This is a genomic window from Dysgonomonas reticulitermitis (genome assembly GCF_054601275.1).
This window is the reverse complement of record NZ_BAAHWU010000003.1, coordinates 56,443-75,899: the sequence shown is the minus strand read 5'-3', so window position 1 is coordinate 75,899 and position 19,457 is coordinate 56,443. Positions and strand designations below refer to the sequence as shown.

Sequence of the window (19,457 nt, the reverse complement as noted above, 5' to 3'; positions counted from 1 at the left end):
TTACTTATTATAGACGGTTTGAGAAGAATATTTTCACACGGTTATATGTTAATATTCTAAAAAGAGATCATTTTGTAATATACATACCCAGCCATACAGCGCCGATACCCAGAACACAACTCCCCAGGGTATAGAGCAGGGCAGGCAATATCTGATTGTTATTGAACAATGTTAAGGTTTCGCTTGCAAATGTAGAAAACGTGGTGAATCCGCCGCAGAATCCGGTAATAAGTAGAAAACGCATACTGTTTGAGGTCGGAATCAGATTGATAAATAATCCGATGCAAAAACAGCCTATGATATTGATAGCAAAAGTGGCCAATGGAAAAGAATCGGCCTTAACCATAAAGACAGATGTAAGATAGCGTAAAATACTACCCACTGCTCCTCCGGCTCCTACCAATAAAATTTGTTTTATCATATCCACAAATTTACTGTTTATTTTCAGATTAAGGAATATGCGATATTAAAATTATGAATCCCATTATAAAACATAACTATGGATATTTTGTTTATTGTAGTAGGATAAGGTTATCGCCTTTTATTCTTTATATTTGTCGCTCTAATGTTAAAAAAATATATCTTTTTCCGATGTTCAGAAAACTTATATTTATTGTCATACTGTTTATATCAGCAGTGTATGTCTACCCTCAGTTTGCTATACGTAAATCGGTAGTTCCGCCCAAACCGGCAGATTCGCTGGATATTTCCTATTATTCTAAAAAAAACGGATGGGGAGCTGCTACACAGGTGTTTTCCATCAATATGGGTTTATGGGCGTTTAACCGTTATGTCGGTAACAAAGATTATGCCTATATCGATATGAAGACTATCAAGAAAAACTTGACTCATGGTTGGGTATGGGATAACGATGATATGGGAAATAATATGTTCTTACACCCGTATCATGGTAGTTTGTATTTTAATTCTGCCAGGGCTAGAGGTTATAACTATTGGGAATCAGGACTTTTCTCATTGGGTGGAAGCGCTATCTGGGAACTCTTTATGGAAAACGAATATCCTTCTTTCAATGATATAATAGCTACTCCCGTGGGAGGACTGGCATTGGGCGAAACATTATATCGCACGTCCGACCTCGTATTGGATGACAGGCGTGTGGGAGCCAATCGTTTCGGGCGCGAGTTGGCCGGGTTTCTTATCTCCCCAATGCGCGGACTGACACGTATTATAAATGGAGATGCATGGAGAGTACGTCCTGCTACAGGTAAACAATTTGGAATACCTGATGTGGCTGTAGAAATAGCAACAGGTGTTAGAGCTTTAGAACTGAAAGGTGAAATATTGGACAAAGGGGTAGGGGCAGCTATAGATATTAATATCGAATACGGAGACCGTTTTGCCGGCGAAAATGAGAAACCATACGATTATTTCATATTTAAGAGTAATGTGAACATACACGGTTCTCAACCCTTGCTGAGCCAGTTGAATATAACCGGACGTCTTTATGTGACAAACCTCATAGATACTAAGAAAGACTTTCTTAGCCTTGGTTTTTATCAGCATTTCGATTACTACGATTCGGATACGATCTCTGATGTCTCAAATAAAATTCCGTATAAATTTTGTACTCCCGCGTCTTTCGGCGCCGGACTTATATATAAGAGCAATCGGACGAAAAACTTCAGTTTTAATGCATACGCCCATGCTAATCTGGTATTGATGGGTGCATCTCTTAGCGATCATTATGTGGTGGATATGCGTAACTATAATCTGGCGAGCGGTTTTAGCTTTCAATCCGGGTTTAACTGGGCATACAAAGATAAATTCAGCATATCGGGAACATACGAATCTTATCGTATGTTTACATGGAGAGGTTATCCGAAAGATATTGACTGGGAAAATATAGACGTTCACGAGTTCGATTATCAGGGAGATAAATCACAGGCGGTTCTGCATGCAACAAGCCTGAGAGCAGATTTGAAAGTCAGTAAGCATTTGTATTTATCAGGTATTTATTACAATTATATTCGTGATACTAACTACAAATACTTTCCCGATGTTTTTTCAAAGACATCAGAAGGCCGGTTGATGCTGACATATAAGTTTTCTCAGTGAAATAGCAATTATTTTGTGATGTAAATTAAGACTAAAATTTGGCTGTTTAGTCCTAACTGAATTAATTATTTAATTGTAAATTTGTAAGTGCTCTACTGGGTTTATTGCAGACTTAGATTCGCACATGCTTAACTATCTGGTTTAATGCGCGAGATGAAAAAACTAATATTATACAGCTAAGATACTCATGAAAAATAAACTATTCCTATTTCTAATTAGCTTGATTCTTATATCATGTGACAACGATGATAAAGAAAAGTTTTCTATCGAACTAGACAAAAATTCAGTTGTGATTGACACGAAAGGCGGACAAGAGTCAGTAAAGCTCGTGGCAAGCGGAGAGTGGTCTATCACAGATGTACCCGAATGGATATCAGTTAGTCTTTCCTCTGGAGATTACGATGCAGAGATAATGATTGTCGTTACAGAAAATGTAGAATTAGAACGGCGAAAAGCTACCTTAGTATTTGCATGTGGTGATGCAGTTAAGACTCTTGAGGTAGAGCAGTTGGGTGTCTATGATATGGATCCCTTCATAGAGTTTAGTAAAAATTCTTTATCAATAGGTATCATAGGGGATGAGCAAAAAATAAAATTAACAACTAACAGACCTTGGACGATTAAGGATGTGCCTACTTGGCTTACTGTTCATCCTATGTCGGGAGATAAGTCCGCAGAGATAACTATTTCAGTAGCTGAGAATAAAGAACCGATAGGAAGGGGGGCAAGTCTTACTTTCATTGGCGCAGCGAAAAGTGAAATTTTGAATATCAGTCAGTTTGGTCTTAAAGATGTTATATGGACTCCTTCTCTACCAATATTTTCTTTGAAATATGTTAGTTTTACAGGAGCATTGGATAGCTACGACATAAACGTTTTCAATCTGTTTGTAAATCCTGATATTAAGAATAAAATATATTTAGGCAACTTGCTTAGCTATAATGCTGGTTCAGTTACAAATATTCCTGAGTTTACAGGTTATACATTTAACCCGATTACTATCTCAACGTCAGCTATAGCAAGTGGTATAAAATCGAAAACCTATGTACCTTCGTTGAATGAACAGAATGCGTATGCCCAAGAAATAATAAATAAGAAACCGACTCAAAATCTATCTTTTATTTCTGATAATGGAACAATTGAATTTTATACTTATAGGCGATTGTATACCTTAGGCATCGCTAATATGGGAGTAAAGCTAGATGAAGTAGTATCGGGTTCTTCCTATAAAACAGAGAAAATGACAAAGAAATATGGATTGATATTCTCTTTCAAACAAACATGTTTCAGTCTTGATATGGATATTCTGAGCCAATTGATTAAAGAAGAGCTCAAAGAAGTAGACAAAAACAAAGGTGTGGCCTATGTTAGTTCAGTATATTATGGTAGGGTAGGTCTTTTAATTGTAGAGTCAGATACTTATTTCGGGGATGTTAAGTCAGCTATAAATAAAGTAATATCAGGACAGTCTTTATCGGCAGAAGAAAGTCGTCTTATCGATACCTCCGATATTAGTTATGTTTATTTCAATAATGATAATCAGGCACAAATAAAGAAAGGCCATATGGATGCAGTGAATGCATATAAAGATACTCTCGCGAAGAATGATTTCAGTAATGTTTATCCGATAGGTTTTAATTTATCTAGCCTTATAGATCACTCCATAGCTACTATTTCATACTCGTTTAAAGTTTCGAAGTGATTGTGTCAAAAATAAGAATATGAAAAAGGATGTGTCTCAAAAGCGAGATGCCTTCTTTTTTTGTCAGCAGTGTCGATTCCTCTTATATTTGAGATGATATGATGATTAGTTCTTTTGTTATTCATAAATAGTCTACAAAGGGACAGTATTTTAGTCAAAAGTCGATTAAAGACAGCAGTATTCGTCCATTTTCTCAAGTTATGAGCAATAGGCACCAGAGTAAACTCTAATTTCACCTTCTGTAATCCTCTTAACCTTAACCTGTTGAACTGATGATTGTGTTTTATCTGGGCAAATACCGCTTCGGGTTCTATACAACGCTTACCGCGATGGTAAATCCCCTGTTCGGATAAGAGACGTTCCCTTGCTTTCTTTTTATATTCATTCAATTTGCAGTTTAGTTTTAAGCATTTACAACCATTTATTCATTTTTTATAAAAGTACAATAATCGACGGGAATATAAAATACTTCATTATTGAATTCAGTAAAATCAATCCCCGTAGGAGAAAACGAGCATAGGAAATCATTCTCATCGAAATTCTTAAAAGGATAAAATTAATGCGTAACTTTGTACCTATAATATAAAAACAAAAATAATTATGTTTTCAGGTATAGTTGAAGAAGCAGCAACAGTAGTTTCGTTGCGTAAAGAAGCAGAAAATCTGCATCTGACAATGAAATGTTCATTCACTCACGAATTGAAAATAGACCAAAGTGTAGCACACAACGGGGTTTGTTTGACCGTTGTAAACATTGACGATGACAAATACACAGTAACAGCAATAAAAGAGACTCTCGAACGCTCCAACCTCGGATTGCTACAAGTAGGCGACAAAGTGAATCTCGAACGCAGTATGTTGATGAACGGACGTCTCGACGGACACATTGTACAAGGCCATGTAGACCAGACTGCCAAATGTGTGGAGATACGTGAAGCTGACGGCAGCTGGTATTTTAAGTTTGAGTACGAGTTTGACCGCGAAATGGCGAAAAAAGGATATCTGACCGTAGATAAAGGTTCGGTAACAGTTAACGGTGTCAGCCTTACCGTAGTTGTTCCTACAAACAATACATTCGAAGTAGCTATTATCCCATACACATACGAGCATACAAATTTCCATCAGATAAAAGTAGGAAGTGTAATAAATATTGAGTTTGATATTATTGGCAAATATATTAGCCGCATCACTCAGCTTTGATTTTATGGAAAAAGATTTTTACGAATTAGTAAAAAGACGGCAAAGTACCCGTGCATATGATACCAGCCGTGGTGTAGACCGCGAGATTATAGCGCGTATACTGGAGGCTGCACGCCTGGCTCCGTCTGCATGTAATGCACAACCTTGGCACTTTATCGTGGTAGACGAACCCGAATTGAAAAATAAGGTAGCCGATGCGGCATCTGCCCGCTTATTGGGAATGAACCACTTTACTAAACAAGCTCCCGTACACATCATTGTCGTAGAAGAAAAAGTTAACATCAGTTCGGGTATAGGCGGAATAGTTAAAGATAAACACTTTGCATTCCTCGATATTGGCATTGCTGCTACACATATTTGCCTGGCAGCCAAAGCCGAAGGACTGGGCAGTTGTATGCTCGGATGGTTTGCCGAGTCGAAAATGAAAAAGCTTTTAAATATACCAGACAACAGGCGGGTAGTGCTGGATATAATTATCGGATATCCGGCTCAGCCTTTACGCGAAAAGAAACGAAAATCTATAGAAGAAGTTGTATCCTACAACACATACAAATAGTATGGAGAAAAAATATTGCTTTTTCCTCACTATATTTTTTGCTGTTGCCATATGGTCGGGAGATGGAGCTGAAGATTTTTTAGGTATGCAAGGTTACGAGTGGGATACCCAGTCGGATATGTTCTGCGCTATGACAGGAGCTATATGTATGCTCGTTTTCTTCTCGAAACTTCAAAACAAACAAATAAACCAAATCAGTAAAAAATAATGGGAAAGAAACAACAAGGGAATCTTATAATGGTAGTCGTTATATTGATTTTCGGATTGAATATACCCATCAATAAATACTTGTTTGCAGAAGGGCTTCTTACGCCCGTCGCTATGACAGCCTTACGCATGTCGTTTGGGGCATTGGCCTTTTGGTTCGTTTCACTGTTTTTACCAAAAGAAAAGGTAGAAAAGAAAGACCTGCTGATGCTACTGGCCGGAGGATTATGCGGTATGATGTTCAATCAGGGATTGTTTGCCTATGGACTAGGCCTGACATCACCGGTTGATGCCTCTATCATAACAACCAGCAGTCCGCTATTTGCCATGATTATAGCTGCCATCGTACTCAAAGAGCCTATTACGTGGATGAAAGCCGGCGGGGTATTTGTCGGGGCTGCGGGAGCTATATTTTTGGTTTACTCGAGTCATCATGGAGATATTGAACAAGGAGCAAGCATGCTCGGTAATATGGCTATTGCAGGAGCGCAGTTCTTTTATGCGTTTTATCTGGTCATTACACGTCCGTTGTCTGAGAAATACTCGTCTGTAACCATGATGAAATGGATGTTTTTATTTGCATGCATGGCAGCATTACCTTTCAGCTATGGAGAAGTATTCAATGCCCCTCTATTCCGGCAGACAGACATAACACCGTTTTTACTTATATCATTTACCTTGATTGGGGCCACATTTATAGCCTATTTATTAATCCCGTTTGCCCAAAGAAGAATCAGACCGACTACCATATCAATGTACAATAATATGCAACCGTTGATAGCTTCGGCTGTCGCCATTTATATGGGAATGGATAAATTCACAATAGAGAAACTAATTGCCGCTATCTTTATATTCGGAGGGGTATATCTGGTAACTAAAAGCAAGTCCAGAGCTGATATGGAAGTAGCTATACAGAATAGTAGTAAGTAGTAAGTAGTAAGTAGTAAGTAGTCAAGAATCTTTAAATATTTAAATTTGCCAGGCGAGTGATAACTCCTTTGACTACTGATTGATATTTCGTATATTTGTATTTCACTTAAGAGTTAATAAGAATTATGGAAATAAAAGGAAGATTCGATCATTTTAATATCAACGTTACCGATCTCGATAGAAGTATCGCATTTTACGAAAAAGCATTAGGGCTGAAAGAAGTCAGACGTAAGGAGTCATCTACAGGCGCTTTTACACTTGTTTACCTGGGTGATGGCGAAACGTCTTTCTCCCTGGAGTTGACATGGTTAAAAGATCATCCACAAGCCTACGAACTTGGCGAAAACGAAAGCCATCTATGCATCAGGGTAGATGGGGACTATGATAAGATCAGGGAGTTTCACAGAGAAATGGGCTGTATTTGTTACGAAAATCACGACATGGGTCTCTATTTCATTAACGACCCCGACGACTATTGGATTGAAATATTACGCCTTAAACGATAATATGCTACTCATTTGACAATTAAGATGAAAAAGATAATATAAAATAGGATAGATTTTTTCGTTTTTATTTAACGGATATACTTTTATATTATCTTTGCACTATTATCATTCATATAGAATATGGACATATTTCTCTCGGTACTCGTTACTTTCTTTTTTGTTTTTCTAAACGGTTTTTTTGTCGCCGCTGAGTTCGCTATTGTCAAAGTAAGATCTTCTCAATTAGAACTAAAGGCTCAAGCCGGAAGTAAAACAGCAATCTTATCGAAACATATTGTCACACATTTAGATTCATATCTGGCTGCGACTCAATTTGGTATCACATTATCCAGTTTGGCTTTAGGGTGGATAGGCGAACCTGTGGTCTCTAAAATAATAAGGGATGCTTTAGGCCTGTTCGATCTGACAATTTCCCCCACTCTACTTTCTACCATATCCCTGATTTCCGCATTTGCAATTATCACCATATTACATATTGTATTGGGTGAACTCGCTCCTAAATCGTTAGCCATCCAACGTTCGGAGCAAACCACAATGGCTGTAGCCTATCCGCTACATGGTTTCTATTGGATTTGCCGCCCATTTATATGGGTATTGAACGGCGTTGCCAATTTCGTAATAAAAGCAATAGGCTTGCATGTTGTTTCGGAGCAAGAAGTATACAGTAGCGATGAGTTACGCTATCTGGTCGATCAGGCAAAAGAAAGCGGAACGGTAGATAGCGCCGAATTTGACATAATACAAAACGCATTCGATTTTTCAGAACGAACTGCGCGTCAGATTATGGTACCACGCACGCAAGTAGTATCTATAGATGCTAACGACTATGACGAAAAAACGCTGGAATTTGTTATAGAAGAAGGTTATTCACGTATTCCGTGTTACGAAGACAGTATCGACAATGTTATAGGAGTTGTCCACCTCAAAGATATTTTGAAAAAGATGCGCGTTAGCGGATCGGTAGACATACGCTCTATTGTCCGCCCTGTTTCTTTTACTCCTGAGACAAAACGCATTGGTCAGTTGCTTAAAGAGTTTCAGGTAAAACATCAGCAAATAGCAATGGTGTTGAACGAATATGGCGGTGTAGAGGGAATCATCACAATGGAAGATATACTTGAAGAACTTGTCGGCGAAATACAAGATGAATACGATAACGAGATCCCGTTTGTAGAACAGACCGGAGAGAATATCTATTCTGTGATAGCAACCGCTGCCATATCTGATATTAACGATGAGTTGCCACATCCGATTGACAAAGATAAACAATACGACACTCTGGCCGGATATTTAATAGATAAGTTTGGCCGGATACCAAATACCCACGATAAGCTGGAAGCTGAAGATTATCAATTTACGGTTCTGAAAAAGAATAAAACTTCTATTGTAATTGTACAGCTAAAAGACTTAGTATCTACCGAAAGTGAAGATAACGAGCAAAAAACCAGTCAGATCTGATAAAAAGAAATGGATTTTAAACTTCAATATACCGATGGCCTGTCAAAAGCCCGTGCGGGGCTTATTACAACAGACCACGGACAAATAGAAACTCCTATTTTCATGCCGGTGGGAACACAAGGCGCTGTAAAAGCTGTCCATATGACCGAGCTGGAAAATGATATAAAAGCCCGGATTATCCTGGGGAATACCTATCATTTATATTTACGTCCGGGATTGGAAATTTTGCAACAAGCCGGAGGACTTCACAAGTTTAACAGCTGGAATAAACCGATACTGACCGATAGTGGAGGTTTTCAGGTTTTTTCTTTAGCTGAAAACCGCAAATTAACAGAAGAAGGCGCAATATTCCGTTCACATATCGATGGATCGAAACATATATTCACGCCCGAATCGGTAATGGACATCGAGCGTACCATAGGCGCCGATATAATGATGGCTTTCGATGAATGCACGCCGGGTGATGCCGATTATGCTTATGCGAAAAAGTCATTAGACCTGACAGAAAGATGGCTGGACAGGTGCGTTAAACGATTCAATGAAACAGAATGCGAATATGGCTACAAACAGGCCTTATTCCCTATCGTGCAGGGTTGCGTCTATCCCGATCTCCGGATAAGAGCTGCCGAAAATGTAGCATCTAAAGGTGCGGACGGCAATGCGATCGGAGGCCTTGCCGTAGGCGAACCTACCGAAAAAATGTATGAAATGATTGAGATAGTGAACGAAATTCTGCCTGCCGGCAAGCCTCGCTATCTGATGGGTGTAGGCACTCCGGTCAATATACTGGAAGCTATAGAACGTGGGGTAGATATGTTCGATTGTATTATGCCTACCCGCAATGGACGCAATGGGCAAATTTTTACCCGTGACGGAATAATGAATATGCGAAACAAGAAATGGGCAACCGATTTTTCTCCAATAGAAGAAAACGGCGCATCATATGTCGATACTTTATATACAAAAGCATATCTTCGTCATCTGTTTATTACGAATGAAATACTGGCATTACAAATAGCATCGATCCATAATCTGGCATTCTATTTATGGCTGGTAACGGAAGCCCGACGGCACATTATTGCCGGAGACTTTACAATATGGAAGAAAGGTATGATTGAAAACGTGTCGAAACGATTATAATTCCGGATGAATATGAAAATACTGTCGATACTGGATAAGTACATAATAAAGAAATTTTTGGGAACATATCTATTCTCAATTATGCTTATCATATCCATTTCGGTAGTTTTCGACATCAACGAACGTCTCGATAAGTTTTTAACGAACAATGCACCGTTAAAGGCCATCGTATTTCAATACTACCTGAATTTTATTCCTTACTATACGAATCTCTTCAGCGCTTTATTTGTTTTTATTGCCGTCATATTCTTCACGTCGAAGTTAGCCGATAACTCTGAGGTTATAGCTATGCTATCGAATGGGATGAGTTTTAAACGTCTGATGAAACCCTATATGATTTCGGCAGCAGTTATTGCTGTTGCTTCTTTCATCCTGAGCAGCTTTATCATTCCCCCTGCCAATGATTCCCGGATTAAATTTCAGAATAAATATATAAAAAACAAGGAAGTTGTTTCTGCAAACCAGATACAGATGCGCATAGATGAAGGCGTAATTTTATATATAGAGAGCTATCGGAATCAAACGAAGCAAGGTAGCAACCTATCGCTTGACAAATTTGAAGGTAAAGAATTAAAATCGCGCCTTACCGCGAGAAGTATTGAATACGATTCGGGCTATCATTGGGTACTGAAGAACTATAATATCCGCGAGTTCAAAGGGATGAAAGAAGTTATTACCAATGGGGCCAGCCTGGATACTACCTTAAATGTTGTGCCAAGTGATTTTCTGGTTTCGGTAAACGACTTTGAGCAAATGACCACACCTCAGCTATACAAATATATCGAGAGGCAAAGATCTAAAGGGATTGCCAGTGTAGGGAATGTAAGCATTACCCAGTTCGAGATAGAATTTCACAAACGTTTTGCTTCCATGTTTTCGGCATTTATATTGACTATCATAGGAGCATCTTTATCCGCGAGGAAAATAAAAGGGGGGATGGGGCTTAACATAGGAATAGGACTGGCTTTAAGCGTAACATACATCATGTTTCAGACAGTCAGTTCCTCATTTGCTATCTCAGGAACAATGCCGGCATGGTTGGCCGTATGGATGCCCAATATAGTCTTTATATTCATTGCAGCATACCTCTATACTAAAGCTCCAAATTAATCCCATTGATTTAGCTTGTTCAACTTGAACATAAATAGAAGATCAAGCTCTGGGAGCTATCACAAACAACTTACAAGACTCATTACTCAACAAAAGAGGCTCTTATAAGCACGAGAGGCCGGAAGAAATTTCTTCCGGTCCCTCGTATGTATAATCTGCCCTGTCGGGCACGCGCCCTGCGGATGCTTTTATTCTGCAACACACCGTACTGAGTGCCCGAGTGCACGGCTGTAGCTGTTTGCCGGATAAATTTGGGCACTGCCGAAAGAGTTTAAGTAAATGGCATACACCAAGGTATTATAAACCGTACTACTCCAGTAGTCACCGCGGACGTCAACGTTGTTCAGCGTACCTGTATTGTTGCTCCGCGTGCCAGCGGCCGGCAAATATAATGACGAGCCTACCTTATAACCGTCAGTTGTCCAAGTCCATATATTAGGTGACGTCATACTGGTAAATATAGAAGCCCATTGTTTCTGGCTAGGCACTTTCCATCCCGGAGGACATGGGTCGTTAGCAACAACTTTATCCACGTCTTCGTCTTGATTACCATCGCCCCAAAGGTTATCTTTTTGTGTCTGACGCCAGTCGGCTCTGTATATACCATCGTTTTTTATAAATTTATGATAAGCGTCAGAGCTGCTAGAAACCTGCAAATCATTGGCATCCAGATCAGCGTCCGGAACGGCGCCGTTTTCTTGCGAGTCATCGTTAGTCGGATACCTATCGCTGTTACGTTTCTCATGGCCATCAGCCACACGTCCCCACTGATAAAGGTCACCCTTAATATCCCCACCGACATCATCACCGTTCGATTTATAAGTAAACGGATCGAGCATAAAATTAGCCCCGAGGTTATAGCACAGGAAGTTCTTCCAGTCGCCGGATGTGTTGAATGCCCCGCAGCAATTGCAATCCTGAAGGCTGATAGTCAACTCGACAGCACGTTCTGTTCCCGCTCCATTTGCCTTGTCATTGTAAATGGCGTACAATTTGGGCTGAACAGCCTGGTCGCGGGTCTTATTTAACAAGGTTGTCATCAGCTCCGGTTTGTAAATCACTACGGCTTTGCAAGCTGTATTGGCTGCTATGTTTCCGCTATAGTCTGCGTTGTCTTTCGCGGTCATACTTACGATAGCCTCTAAGGAAGCATCCTCCATATAAGTGAACCGCACATTCGATACGGTAGCCGACGGGGTAAAGGTGTACACCTGCCTACCCGAGTAAAGCCAGGTAGCACTCGGATCTGGATCTATCTTCACCGGCGTCCCGTCTGTGGCATCCTGTTCTTGTATTTGCGCAAAATTGGTACTATAAGGCCGACGGGCGGTCAGTTTGCCGTAATCGTCGTTGTTGTTACCCTGCGCGATATCGAAGATGGTTCTGCCGGTGAACTTGACGGTGACACTGCCGGGAACAGTGCTTACAACCGATACTATCGCCGGAGTTGAAGTCGCATCCGAGCAGGCATTTATCGCCTTAACGGTATAGGAATAGGTACCGGCTGCATTGTTCACGCTTTGCGGCACAGTGTATGTATTATCAGTTGTTGTCTCAACCTTCGAACCACCCAGGTACCATTCGTATGAGGTTGCCGTTCCTCCTGTCGCTGTAGCAGTCAGGGTGACGGCAGTGGTTGTTCCCTGGGGGATGGTTGTACCGCCACTGATCGATACGGCTGTTATCTCGTTGCATCCATCACAGAGGGAAATCCATTTCAGGGTGTTCCAGTATTCCATACAGCCGGTGTCGGTATTGTAGATGACAAGCCCCGGAGCGTTCGCCAACTCGGCGGCGGTGATTGTGTTTCCTAAAAAGTAGTCACGCCAGGCGTTACGCTCAATGGTCGTCAGTTGCGGCATGCGCAACCCGCCTTTTGTATTGGCGGTGGAAACCTCCAGTACCGAAAAACTCTCGGGTTTTTTATTCTCGCCTATAGTCACCTGCCCATAGGCCGGCATCGACAATAACGCTAGCAGTATACAGACCGGCAGTAGGATTTTCATTTTCTTTAGTTTCATAAAGCTTTGTTTTTGTGTAAATTATTAATCAGTTATCAGGTCTTTTCGTCATTGCGAGCCGGAACCCAATTTTTTGGGCACAATGTGTATATGACAGAATGCTAAATCGCTACATTTTTGATATGTTGAATATATTTTCATTTCGCTCATTATCAACAGTATATAAAAATCTGTCATTGGTAACGAAACGGACATATTCACTGATAACTGTTTACTGTTTACTGTTCACTGTTTACTGTTTACTGTTCACTGATTACTTACTACTGATTAACATTATTGTGCAAACTTCAATCCATCTAATTTATTCCATGCACCGCGAGTAAAATCAGGTATCTCGACAGGCGCAGAATTATTATCCAATGAAATCTCTGTTAATGGTATTAAACAACACCAATCAGCAAGGTCGTATACATCCATATCAACAGGCAGTCCTTTTTGCAAACAGTAGATCAAACGATAGTCCATGATAAAATCCATACCTCCGTGTCCACCAACTTCTTCGGCTTTTTCGATAAGTGTCTTCTTATCGTCAAACATAGCTTTTGTTATTGGGTGCTGATATTTATCCATCAGAGACTTTCTCAGATTATTCGGTACAAAGCTGTGTGCATTCAAGTTCTCATGATTGCCGGCAACTTCCGGATCGATTTCTCCACCGTCAAGAGCATAGCCTTCTATCGGATATTTATTGGCAAAGCCTTTTGTCCCTGTCAATTGATACATACGGTTATATGGGCGTGGAGACGTTACATTATGTTCTACCAATATTGTTTTTCCTTTCTCTGTTCTGATCAGAGTACTTGTATGGTCACCATTGCGGAAATCTTTCACCTCTTCACCTGTATGCTCCTTTATAAATGCAGGATTACCCACGGCTCTTGTATCTACCGATACAAGGAAATTCATCTTATCGCCGCGATGAATATTCATTGCCTGACATACAGGGCCAATACCATGTGTAGGATACAGGTCGCCACGGTGCTTTCTATTGTAGTCCATGCGCCAGTTATTCCAATATTGGTTCCAATACGGCTGAAGGCCATGAATATAAGCTCCTTCTCCATGAAGAACCTCACCTAACAGACCTTGTTGAACCATGTTTAATGTAGTTAGTTCAAATTTGTCGTATCCGCAATTTTCAAGAGGCACACAATGTAAACGCTTTTGTTCAGCTAAATTGATTAGCTCCCAAATTTCGTCCATATTCATAGCCGATGGCACTTCGATAGCTACATGCTTACCATCCTTCAATGCCTGAATACCTATCTGAGCATGGTGCAACCAGTCAGTAGCTACATAAACAAGGTCTACGTTCGGCAATTTTGTTACTTGGCGCCAGATTTCTGTATCTCCATAAAATTCTTTTGCTTTAGGGAAACCACGCTTCACCAACATGTCATTTACCTTACTTGTGTTCTTTTCCAATACGTCGCATAAGGCTATAATTTCTACTCCGGGAATATGTGTCATCCGTTGTACAGCACCCGGTCCACGCATACCTAATCCAATAAATGCGACCCGGACTGTCGGTATAGGAGCTGTCCTCAGTTCTAAAGCGTCTTTTTGCCCTGCCGGACGAGTTGGTACTGGTGTTTTTATCACTTGTTGCGACCATAAAGCCAGCGAACCCAGAAAAAAAACACTCAATAACAATAACGTAGTTCTTTTCATGATGATTTAAATAGTTTTTAGGTTTTTAGATTATAATAGTTTTATTTAAACTCAGAAATTATATACTTTTACAAAGTAAACAATTAAATCTATCTTGATTTCCCATAACATTGTAAAAAATATTCCAAATTGTAAACATTTTATAAAATTAACCATAAAACACGACATGAAAGAGACCTTATTGGAAATTAGTAAAAACTTCGCTTTCGAAGGTATAGTAAAAGAAATACGCCCATTGGGTGAAGGTTTAATAAATGATACTTTTCTGGTAGAAACAGAAGGGCAATCACCAAACTACATCCTGCAAAGAAAAAATAAAAACATATTCAAAGACGTACCTGCTATGATGGAAAACATCTATAAGGTAACCTCGCACTTAAAGAAAAAAATAATCGCACAAGGAGGCGACCCGTTGAGAGAAGCTCTTACTGTAACCCCTACTATAGACGGACAATTACACTTTAAAGATCAGGAAGATCAGTATTGGGCTGCATGCTTGTGCATAGAAGATACAATCACATACGAATATGCCGATTCTCCGGCTCTGGCCTCACAAGGAGGTAAAGGTATCGGTAAATTTCAGGCGATGCTGGCTGACATGAAAGAACCATTAGCTGATATCCTCCCGGGATTTCACAATATGCGTTTCCGTTTCCGGCAATGGGATGAAGTATTGAAAAAAGATCCGGTAGGCAGAAAAGCCGAAGTGCAGGCGGAAATTGACTGGATAGAAAGCCGTCGAGAAGAGATGTTGGCTCTTTGGGCAAAAGCCGAATCGGGAGAAATACCTACACGGGTAACTCATAACGATACCAAAATAAGCAATATCCTCTTCGACAAACAAGGCAATGTGCTCTGTGTTATCGATTTGGATACCGTTCTTAGCAGTATCGTATTAAACGACTATGGCGATGCGATCCGTTCATATACCAATGCAGGAAAAGAGGACGATGAGAATCTTGACAATGTATATATCAAGATGGATATATTTGAAGGATATACTTCCGGATACCTGTCGGAAACCATTTCGTTTATCACCCCTGCCGAAATAGAGAATCTTGCCTTCTCCGCAAAATATATCACATTTGAACAAGTATTGCGCTTCCTGATGGATTATATCGATGGTGATAATTATTATAAAGTGAAAAACGAAAAACATAATCTTGTCCGTACACATGCACAATACAAGTTGTTGCAATCGATGGAAGAAAACTATGGTAAGATGTGCCAAATAGTAAATGATCTTGTAAAAAAATTGCGATAAGGATTTAGTTAAATATTTGAAGTAGCATAGCTATTTTTTATAGCTATGCTATTTTTATAAGATATTATACTCATAAAATATTTTATCTTTGCACTGGATTTTAGATTCTATTAAATGAGAAAAATATTCTTGGTGTTCCTACTCCTGATGGTTTCTTTATATATTAAACCACAGGGATATACAAAGAATTGTTACTATGGTTTTACCTTTGAAGTAAGCAGAAATTCAAACTGGGGATACGGCGAACTTGTAATAACAAGTGTAGAGCCATATTCTCCTGCCGAAAAAATAGGGATCAAAGTAGGCGACATCATTATGGAAATTAATGGTAAAGCAACCTATTTGCGAGACAATCAAACCATAGCCAACTGGTTATTCAGCGATATGTACACTCCGGAGGTAAAATTTACTATTCGCAATATGAATACTTACTTCAAGGAATATACTTTGGAGAGGAAATGCATAACAGTAAACTCGGTGAGTGAGCGGGAACTATCCAATATATTCTCGTTTTACAGCCTGGAAAATACCAATCAAAGAAGCTTTACCCTGCCTTTATCTGTAGAACCACGCAAAGATGTGGATTTTACAGATTATCATAGTTATGATTTCTATAATCCCGGAGATGAAGTACCTGCCATAGACAAGCAAATCACAGCACTGGTAGAAAAAGAACTACAATCAAAAGGTCTGGTTCGTAACACAGAAGACCCTGACATAGTAGTGCAGATATATTATACTTATGAGCCCAATCCTCGATTTACAGGGTTGAACAATCCCAACTACAGGCCGGGTTCATGGAGGTTTAACACCGAAAAACAACAAATGGCGCTATTGCCGATCTTTGATGCAAAAGACCCGAAAGCCAAAACCGCCGCACAATTTACCGTTGATTTCGGATTCAGCTTCTATGACAGAAAATACATCGACACCGAGAAACTTACTCAAATATGGGATTGTAATATCAAAGACTATCTTTCGGCAAATTATTCTCTCGAAGATTATGTAAAACTACATACCCCACTCATGCTAAAACAATTTCCATATTCAGTAAAGAAAAGTGAAGCAAAATATACAGTGGAATTTAATAAATATAATTATACAGGAATTTATTTCGACGCAGACAATCTGATAACAGTGAACGATGTCGATCCCAATTCCCCTGCATTTATTGCAGGAATACGCCCCGGCTATCTTATCCGGAAAATAAATGACAAGAAATTTAATCAAACAAAAGAAGATTTATCCGCCAGCTATAAAAACTTCATTACCGAAACGATGGTACTGAGAGATCCTACTACACGATTCGTCAATGCCGAAGGCTTTAGTGAATGTATGTTCTGGAATGTAGCATATTACCCTGAAATAATCAAAGAATTCAACAAGCCGGAATATCTCGCGAACTTTTCGTACCTGTATGGTTTCGAAAAATATATAAATCCTAAAAATGATAACCGCCTTACGATAGAAGCATGGGATGGCTTGCGTAGACGTGTGTTCACCGTAACGCCTGAAATACGCAAATCATTATCTGTAAGGATATTATAAACAAAAACATATATAAATATTTTTGAACCATCGTTGTTGCCTAAAAAAAATACGGATATGAAAATAAAATTACCGACAAAAAGAATTACAAAATACTTGCGGGATTTTTCAATCGTTGTGGCCGGTATTGCCGTTACGTTATCCCTAAACAGCTGGATAACCGGCCTGAATGAAAAAAAAGACACTATCCTTTATCTGAATGCGATAAAACTGGAACTGGAAGAAAATTTCAAAGATATAGATAACGATGTTATTCCAAGCATGGAAAAATCAACAAATTACGCCCGGTACTTATTGTCGCATGATAAGAAATCACTGAATCAGGACACAATACAAAATTACAAGTATGTGTACCACAATATCCTCATACATACATACAAGTCGAATGCTTTTGAGATGTTCAAAACGTCTGGAAACATGCGGTTTATAAAGGACAAAGAGGTACTGCGATCTATATGGGAGGCATATTCCGATATGGAACAGTTGAAACTCGTACTCGATATGTATTTCCAACAGAAAAAGGAAGAAGGATTTAAAGAATACCTATTGGAAATGGAAGGAACACCGGTCTCCATACCTATGTATAATTTCTATATGAGTGAATTCGACCTTGAAGTGTTAAGAATATGCAACAATGCATCGGAAAAATTAAAAGCCATATCCATAAAATTAAATAAAAAGGTCTTCTGACATCATATTCGCCGGAGCAAACCATGAAAAATTTATTTCTGTCATTTCACGCGTTTGCAGGAGCAGACTTGTGTGTTTACCCGGAAAGCAGGCGAACACGCAGGTTCGCCCCTACAATTTTAACTAAAAAGTAACAAACTTCTACAGTCATCAGCCAACAACTCGTACCTCGTATCTCGTCTACTCGTAGCTATTTCCAAAAAGTAACAAACTCCACACTCATTTTTTAGCTGTTAGCCGTTAGCCGTTAGCCCTTGCTCGCGCGGCTACCCTCTTTGTCATCCTGACCGCAGGGAAGGATCCCGATCCCCGAGAGACAGGAGATGCTTCCTGTCGTCAGCATGACAAACCAGAATTTAACTAAAAAGTAACAAACTCCACAGTCAGTAGTCAACAGTTATCAGTAAGCAAGGCCTTTTCGTCATTGCGAACGGAGTGAAGCAATCCAGAGTATTGATTATTAATGGATTGCTTCGGGCGAACCCTCGCAATGACGTGCGACAGTCATCAGTCAACAACTCGTACCTCGTATCTCGTCTACTCGTAACTTTTTAACTAAAATGTAACAAACTCCACACTCAATTAGCCATTAGCTGTTAGCCTATAGCCTTTGCCGCTTTGCGCCATTGTTGACTGTTGACTGTTATTGTCGCTTCGCGCCATTTTCAAATTTTAACTACACTTCGTTCCGTTGAACGTTGTTTCAAATTCGCTAATTTGCTAATTGTCTATTATAGATAAAACTAGCGACGATTCTTCACTTTTTTGAGAGTTGCCCTGATAGTATATCGCTTATTTTAAGTATTTTAAATGCGAATATATTGATGACTGGTTATAATTGACGCTTAATATTTAACAAGTGGCAAATCTATATGTCTTTTTTAAACTTATACCGATAAATCAAATACAAAAAATGGTTCTTTTTGTCGGTTAAATCTTTTTTCGGCAAAGAGATCGTCCTGATTTTTTCAATTGATAACGCTTCCGAACAGCATGCTTTTGATAAATTTTGACATTTCATTCATTCCCGATTGAAGGAATAAGGACATAAACCTGACGTTTTCGTCATCGTTTAATTTAATGCCGCAACACACACTTGTGGCCGGAATTATTTTGGGTGTCAGGTAAGAGTTGTAATAAATAAATGATACAGGAAGCACAGGTTGCAGTAAATAAATAATGCAGGCAATATGTATTGCAAGCCATAAGCCCGGCAATCGATACATAGTCATTATGATAAATATATAATGCGCGGAACACGGCAGTGACAGGACGCGGTAATTGTTTGAAGCATGAAATACGGGTTGCAATAAATATTGCTGAAAACAAGTGTTGCAGGAAGGCCATATTTCATGAAGTAAATACGTCAGGAAATATT

Annotated in this window: 17 protein-coding genes and 1 pseudogene; 13 read left to right on the top strand and 5 right to left on the bottom strand. The window is 39.4% G+C overall.

The window, feature by feature from the left end:
• Positions 1-67: 67 nt before the first annotated feature.
• Positions 68-421 carry a fluoride efflux transporter CrcB gene (gene crcB / locus ACYPZI_RS02460; RefSeq protein ID WP_459598260.1) on the bottom strand — a complete coding sequence of 118 codons (354 nt, stop codon included), beginning with the start codon at positions 419-421 and terminating at the stop codon, positions 68-70.
• Between the two features lie 170 nt (positions 422-591).
• Between crcB and ACYPZI_RS02455 the strand changes: the two genes are divergently transcribed.
• Together ACYPZI_RS02455 and ACYPZI_RS02450 are read left to right on the top strand one after the other, a co-directional pair.
• Positions 592-2,076: a DUF3943 domain-containing protein gene (locus ACYPZI_RS02455; protein ID WP_459598258.1), complete on the top strand. Its 1,485-nt coding sequence runs from the start codon at positions 592-594 to the stop codon at positions 2,074-2,076.
• 187 nt (positions 2,077-2,263) lie between these two features.
• Positions 2,264-3,778 carry a BACON domain-containing protein gene (locus tag ACYPZI_RS02450; protein WP_459598256.1) on the top strand — a complete coding sequence of 505 codons (1,515 nt, stop codon included), beginning with the start codon at positions 2,264-2,266 and terminating at the stop codon, positions 3,776-3,778.
• Positions 3,779-3,966: 188 nt separating this feature from the next.
• Here the strand turns inward: ACYPZI_RS02450 and ACYPZI_RS02445 are convergent.
• A pseudogene (locus ACYPZI_RS02445) lies at positions 3,967-4,176 on the bottom strand (transposase); the annotation flags it as partial.
• 202 nt (positions 4,177-4,378) lie between these two features.
• Here ACYPZI_RS02445 and ACYPZI_RS02440 point away from each other — a divergent pair.
• The 8 genes from ACYPZI_RS02440 (at position 4,379) to ACYPZI_RS02405 (ending at position 10,885) form a co-directional block, all read left to right on the top strand.
• The gene (locus ACYPZI_RS02440) at positions 4,379-4,978 is read left to right on the top strand and encodes a riboflavin synthase (protein ID WP_459598254.1); all 600 of its coding nucleotides are present in this window, start codon (positions 4,379-4,381) and stop codon (positions 4,976-4,978) included.
• Positions 4,979-4,982: 4 nt separating this feature from the next.
• Positions 4,983-5,534, top strand: a complete 552-nt coding sequence (locus tag ACYPZI_RS02435; protein ID WP_459598252.1) for a nitroreductase family protein — start codon at positions 4,983-4,985, stop codon at positions 5,532-5,534.
• A gap of 1 nt (position 5,535) precedes the next feature.
• Entirely contained in the window at positions 5,536-5,742 is a 207-nt protein-coding gene (locus ACYPZI_RS02430) for a DUF2238 domain-containing protein (protein ID WP_459598250.1), read from the top strand.
• The gene (locus ACYPZI_RS02425) at positions 5,742-6,671 is read left to right on the top strand and encodes a DMT family transporter (protein WP_459598249.1); all 930 of its coding nucleotides are present in this window, start codon (positions 5,742-5,744) and stop codon (positions 6,669-6,671) included. Before ACYPZI_RS02430 ends, ACYPZI_RS02425 begins: the two co-directional genes overlap by 1 nt.
• Positions 6,672-6,796: 125 nt before the next feature.
• Positions 6,797-7,177 carry a VOC family protein gene (locus tag ACYPZI_RS02420; RefSeq protein ID WP_459598247.1) on the top strand — a complete coding sequence of 127 codons (381 nt, stop codon included), beginning with the start codon at positions 6,797-6,799 and terminating at the stop codon, positions 7,175-7,177.
• Positions 7,178-7,297: 120 nt separating this feature from the next.
• Positions 7,298-8,635 carry a hemolysin family protein gene (locus ACYPZI_RS02415; RefSeq protein ID WP_459598245.1) on the top strand — a complete coding sequence of 446 codons (1,338 nt, stop codon included), beginning with the start codon at positions 7,298-7,300 and terminating at the stop codon, positions 8,633-8,635.
• A 9-nt stretch (positions 8,636-8,644) separates the two neighbouring features.
• Positions 8,645-9,775, top strand: a complete 1,131-nt coding sequence (tgt, locus tag ACYPZI_RS02410; RefSeq protein WP_459598243.1) for a tRNA guanosine(34) transglycosylase Tgt — start codon at positions 8,645-8,647, stop codon at positions 9,773-9,775.
• A gap of 12 nt (positions 9,776-9,787) precedes the next feature.
• Positions 9,788-10,885: an LptF/LptG family permease gene (locus tag ACYPZI_RS02405; protein ID WP_459598241.1), complete on the top strand. Its 1,098-nt coding sequence runs from the start codon at positions 9,788-9,790 to the stop codon at positions 10,883-10,885.
• A gap of 188 nt (positions 10,886-11,073) precedes the next feature.
• Here ACYPZI_RS02405 and ACYPZI_RS02400 read toward each other — a convergent pair whose 3' ends face one another.
• Both ACYPZI_RS02400 and ACYPZI_RS02395 read right to left on the bottom strand, forming a co-directional pair.
• Positions 11,074-12,906: a fibrobacter succinogenes major paralogous domain-containing protein gene (locus tag ACYPZI_RS02400; protein ID WP_459598239.1), complete on the bottom strand. Its 1,833-nt coding sequence runs from the start codon at positions 12,904-12,906 to the stop codon at positions 11,074-11,076.
• Between the two features lie 273 nt (positions 12,907-13,179).
• On the bottom strand, positions 13,180-14,577 hold the full coding sequence (locus tag ACYPZI_RS02395) for a Gfo/Idh/MocA family protein (protein ID WP_459598237.1): 1,398 nt from the start codon (positions 14,575-14,577) through the stop codon (positions 13,180-13,182).
• Positions 14,578-14,743: 166 nt separating this feature from the next.
• Here ACYPZI_RS02395 and ACYPZI_RS02390 point away from each other — a divergent pair, with 166 nt between their 5' ends.
• From ACYPZI_RS02390 to ACYPZI_RS02380, 3 genes are all read left to right on the top strand, one after another.
• The gene (locus ACYPZI_RS02390) at positions 14,744-15,841 is read left to right on the top strand and encodes a phosphotransferase enzyme family protein (RefSeq protein ID WP_459598235.1); all 1,098 of its coding nucleotides are present in this window, start codon (positions 14,744-14,746) and stop codon (positions 15,839-15,841) included.
• A gap of 114 nt (positions 15,842-15,955) precedes the next feature.
• The gene (locus ACYPZI_RS02385; RefSeq protein WP_459598233.1) at positions 15,956-17,389 is read left to right on the top strand and encodes a PDZ domain-containing protein; all 1,434 of its coding nucleotides are present in this window, start codon (positions 15,956-15,958) and stop codon (positions 17,387-17,389) included.
• A 57-nt stretch (positions 17,390-17,446) separates the two neighbouring features.
• Positions 17,447-18,079 carry a hypothetical protein gene (locus tag ACYPZI_RS02380; RefSeq protein ID WP_459598231.1) on the top strand — a complete coding sequence of 211 codons (633 nt, stop codon included), beginning with the start codon at positions 17,447-17,449 and terminating at the stop codon, positions 18,077-18,079.
• A 968-nt stretch (positions 18,080-19,047) separates the two neighbouring features.
• Here the strand turns inward: ACYPZI_RS02380 and ACYPZI_RS02375 are convergent.
• Entirely contained in the window at positions 19,048-19,311 is a 264-nt protein-coding gene (locus ACYPZI_RS02375; RefSeq protein ID WP_459598229.1) for a plasmid mobilization protein, read from the bottom strand.
• Positions 19,312-19,457: the final 146 nt, after the last annotated feature.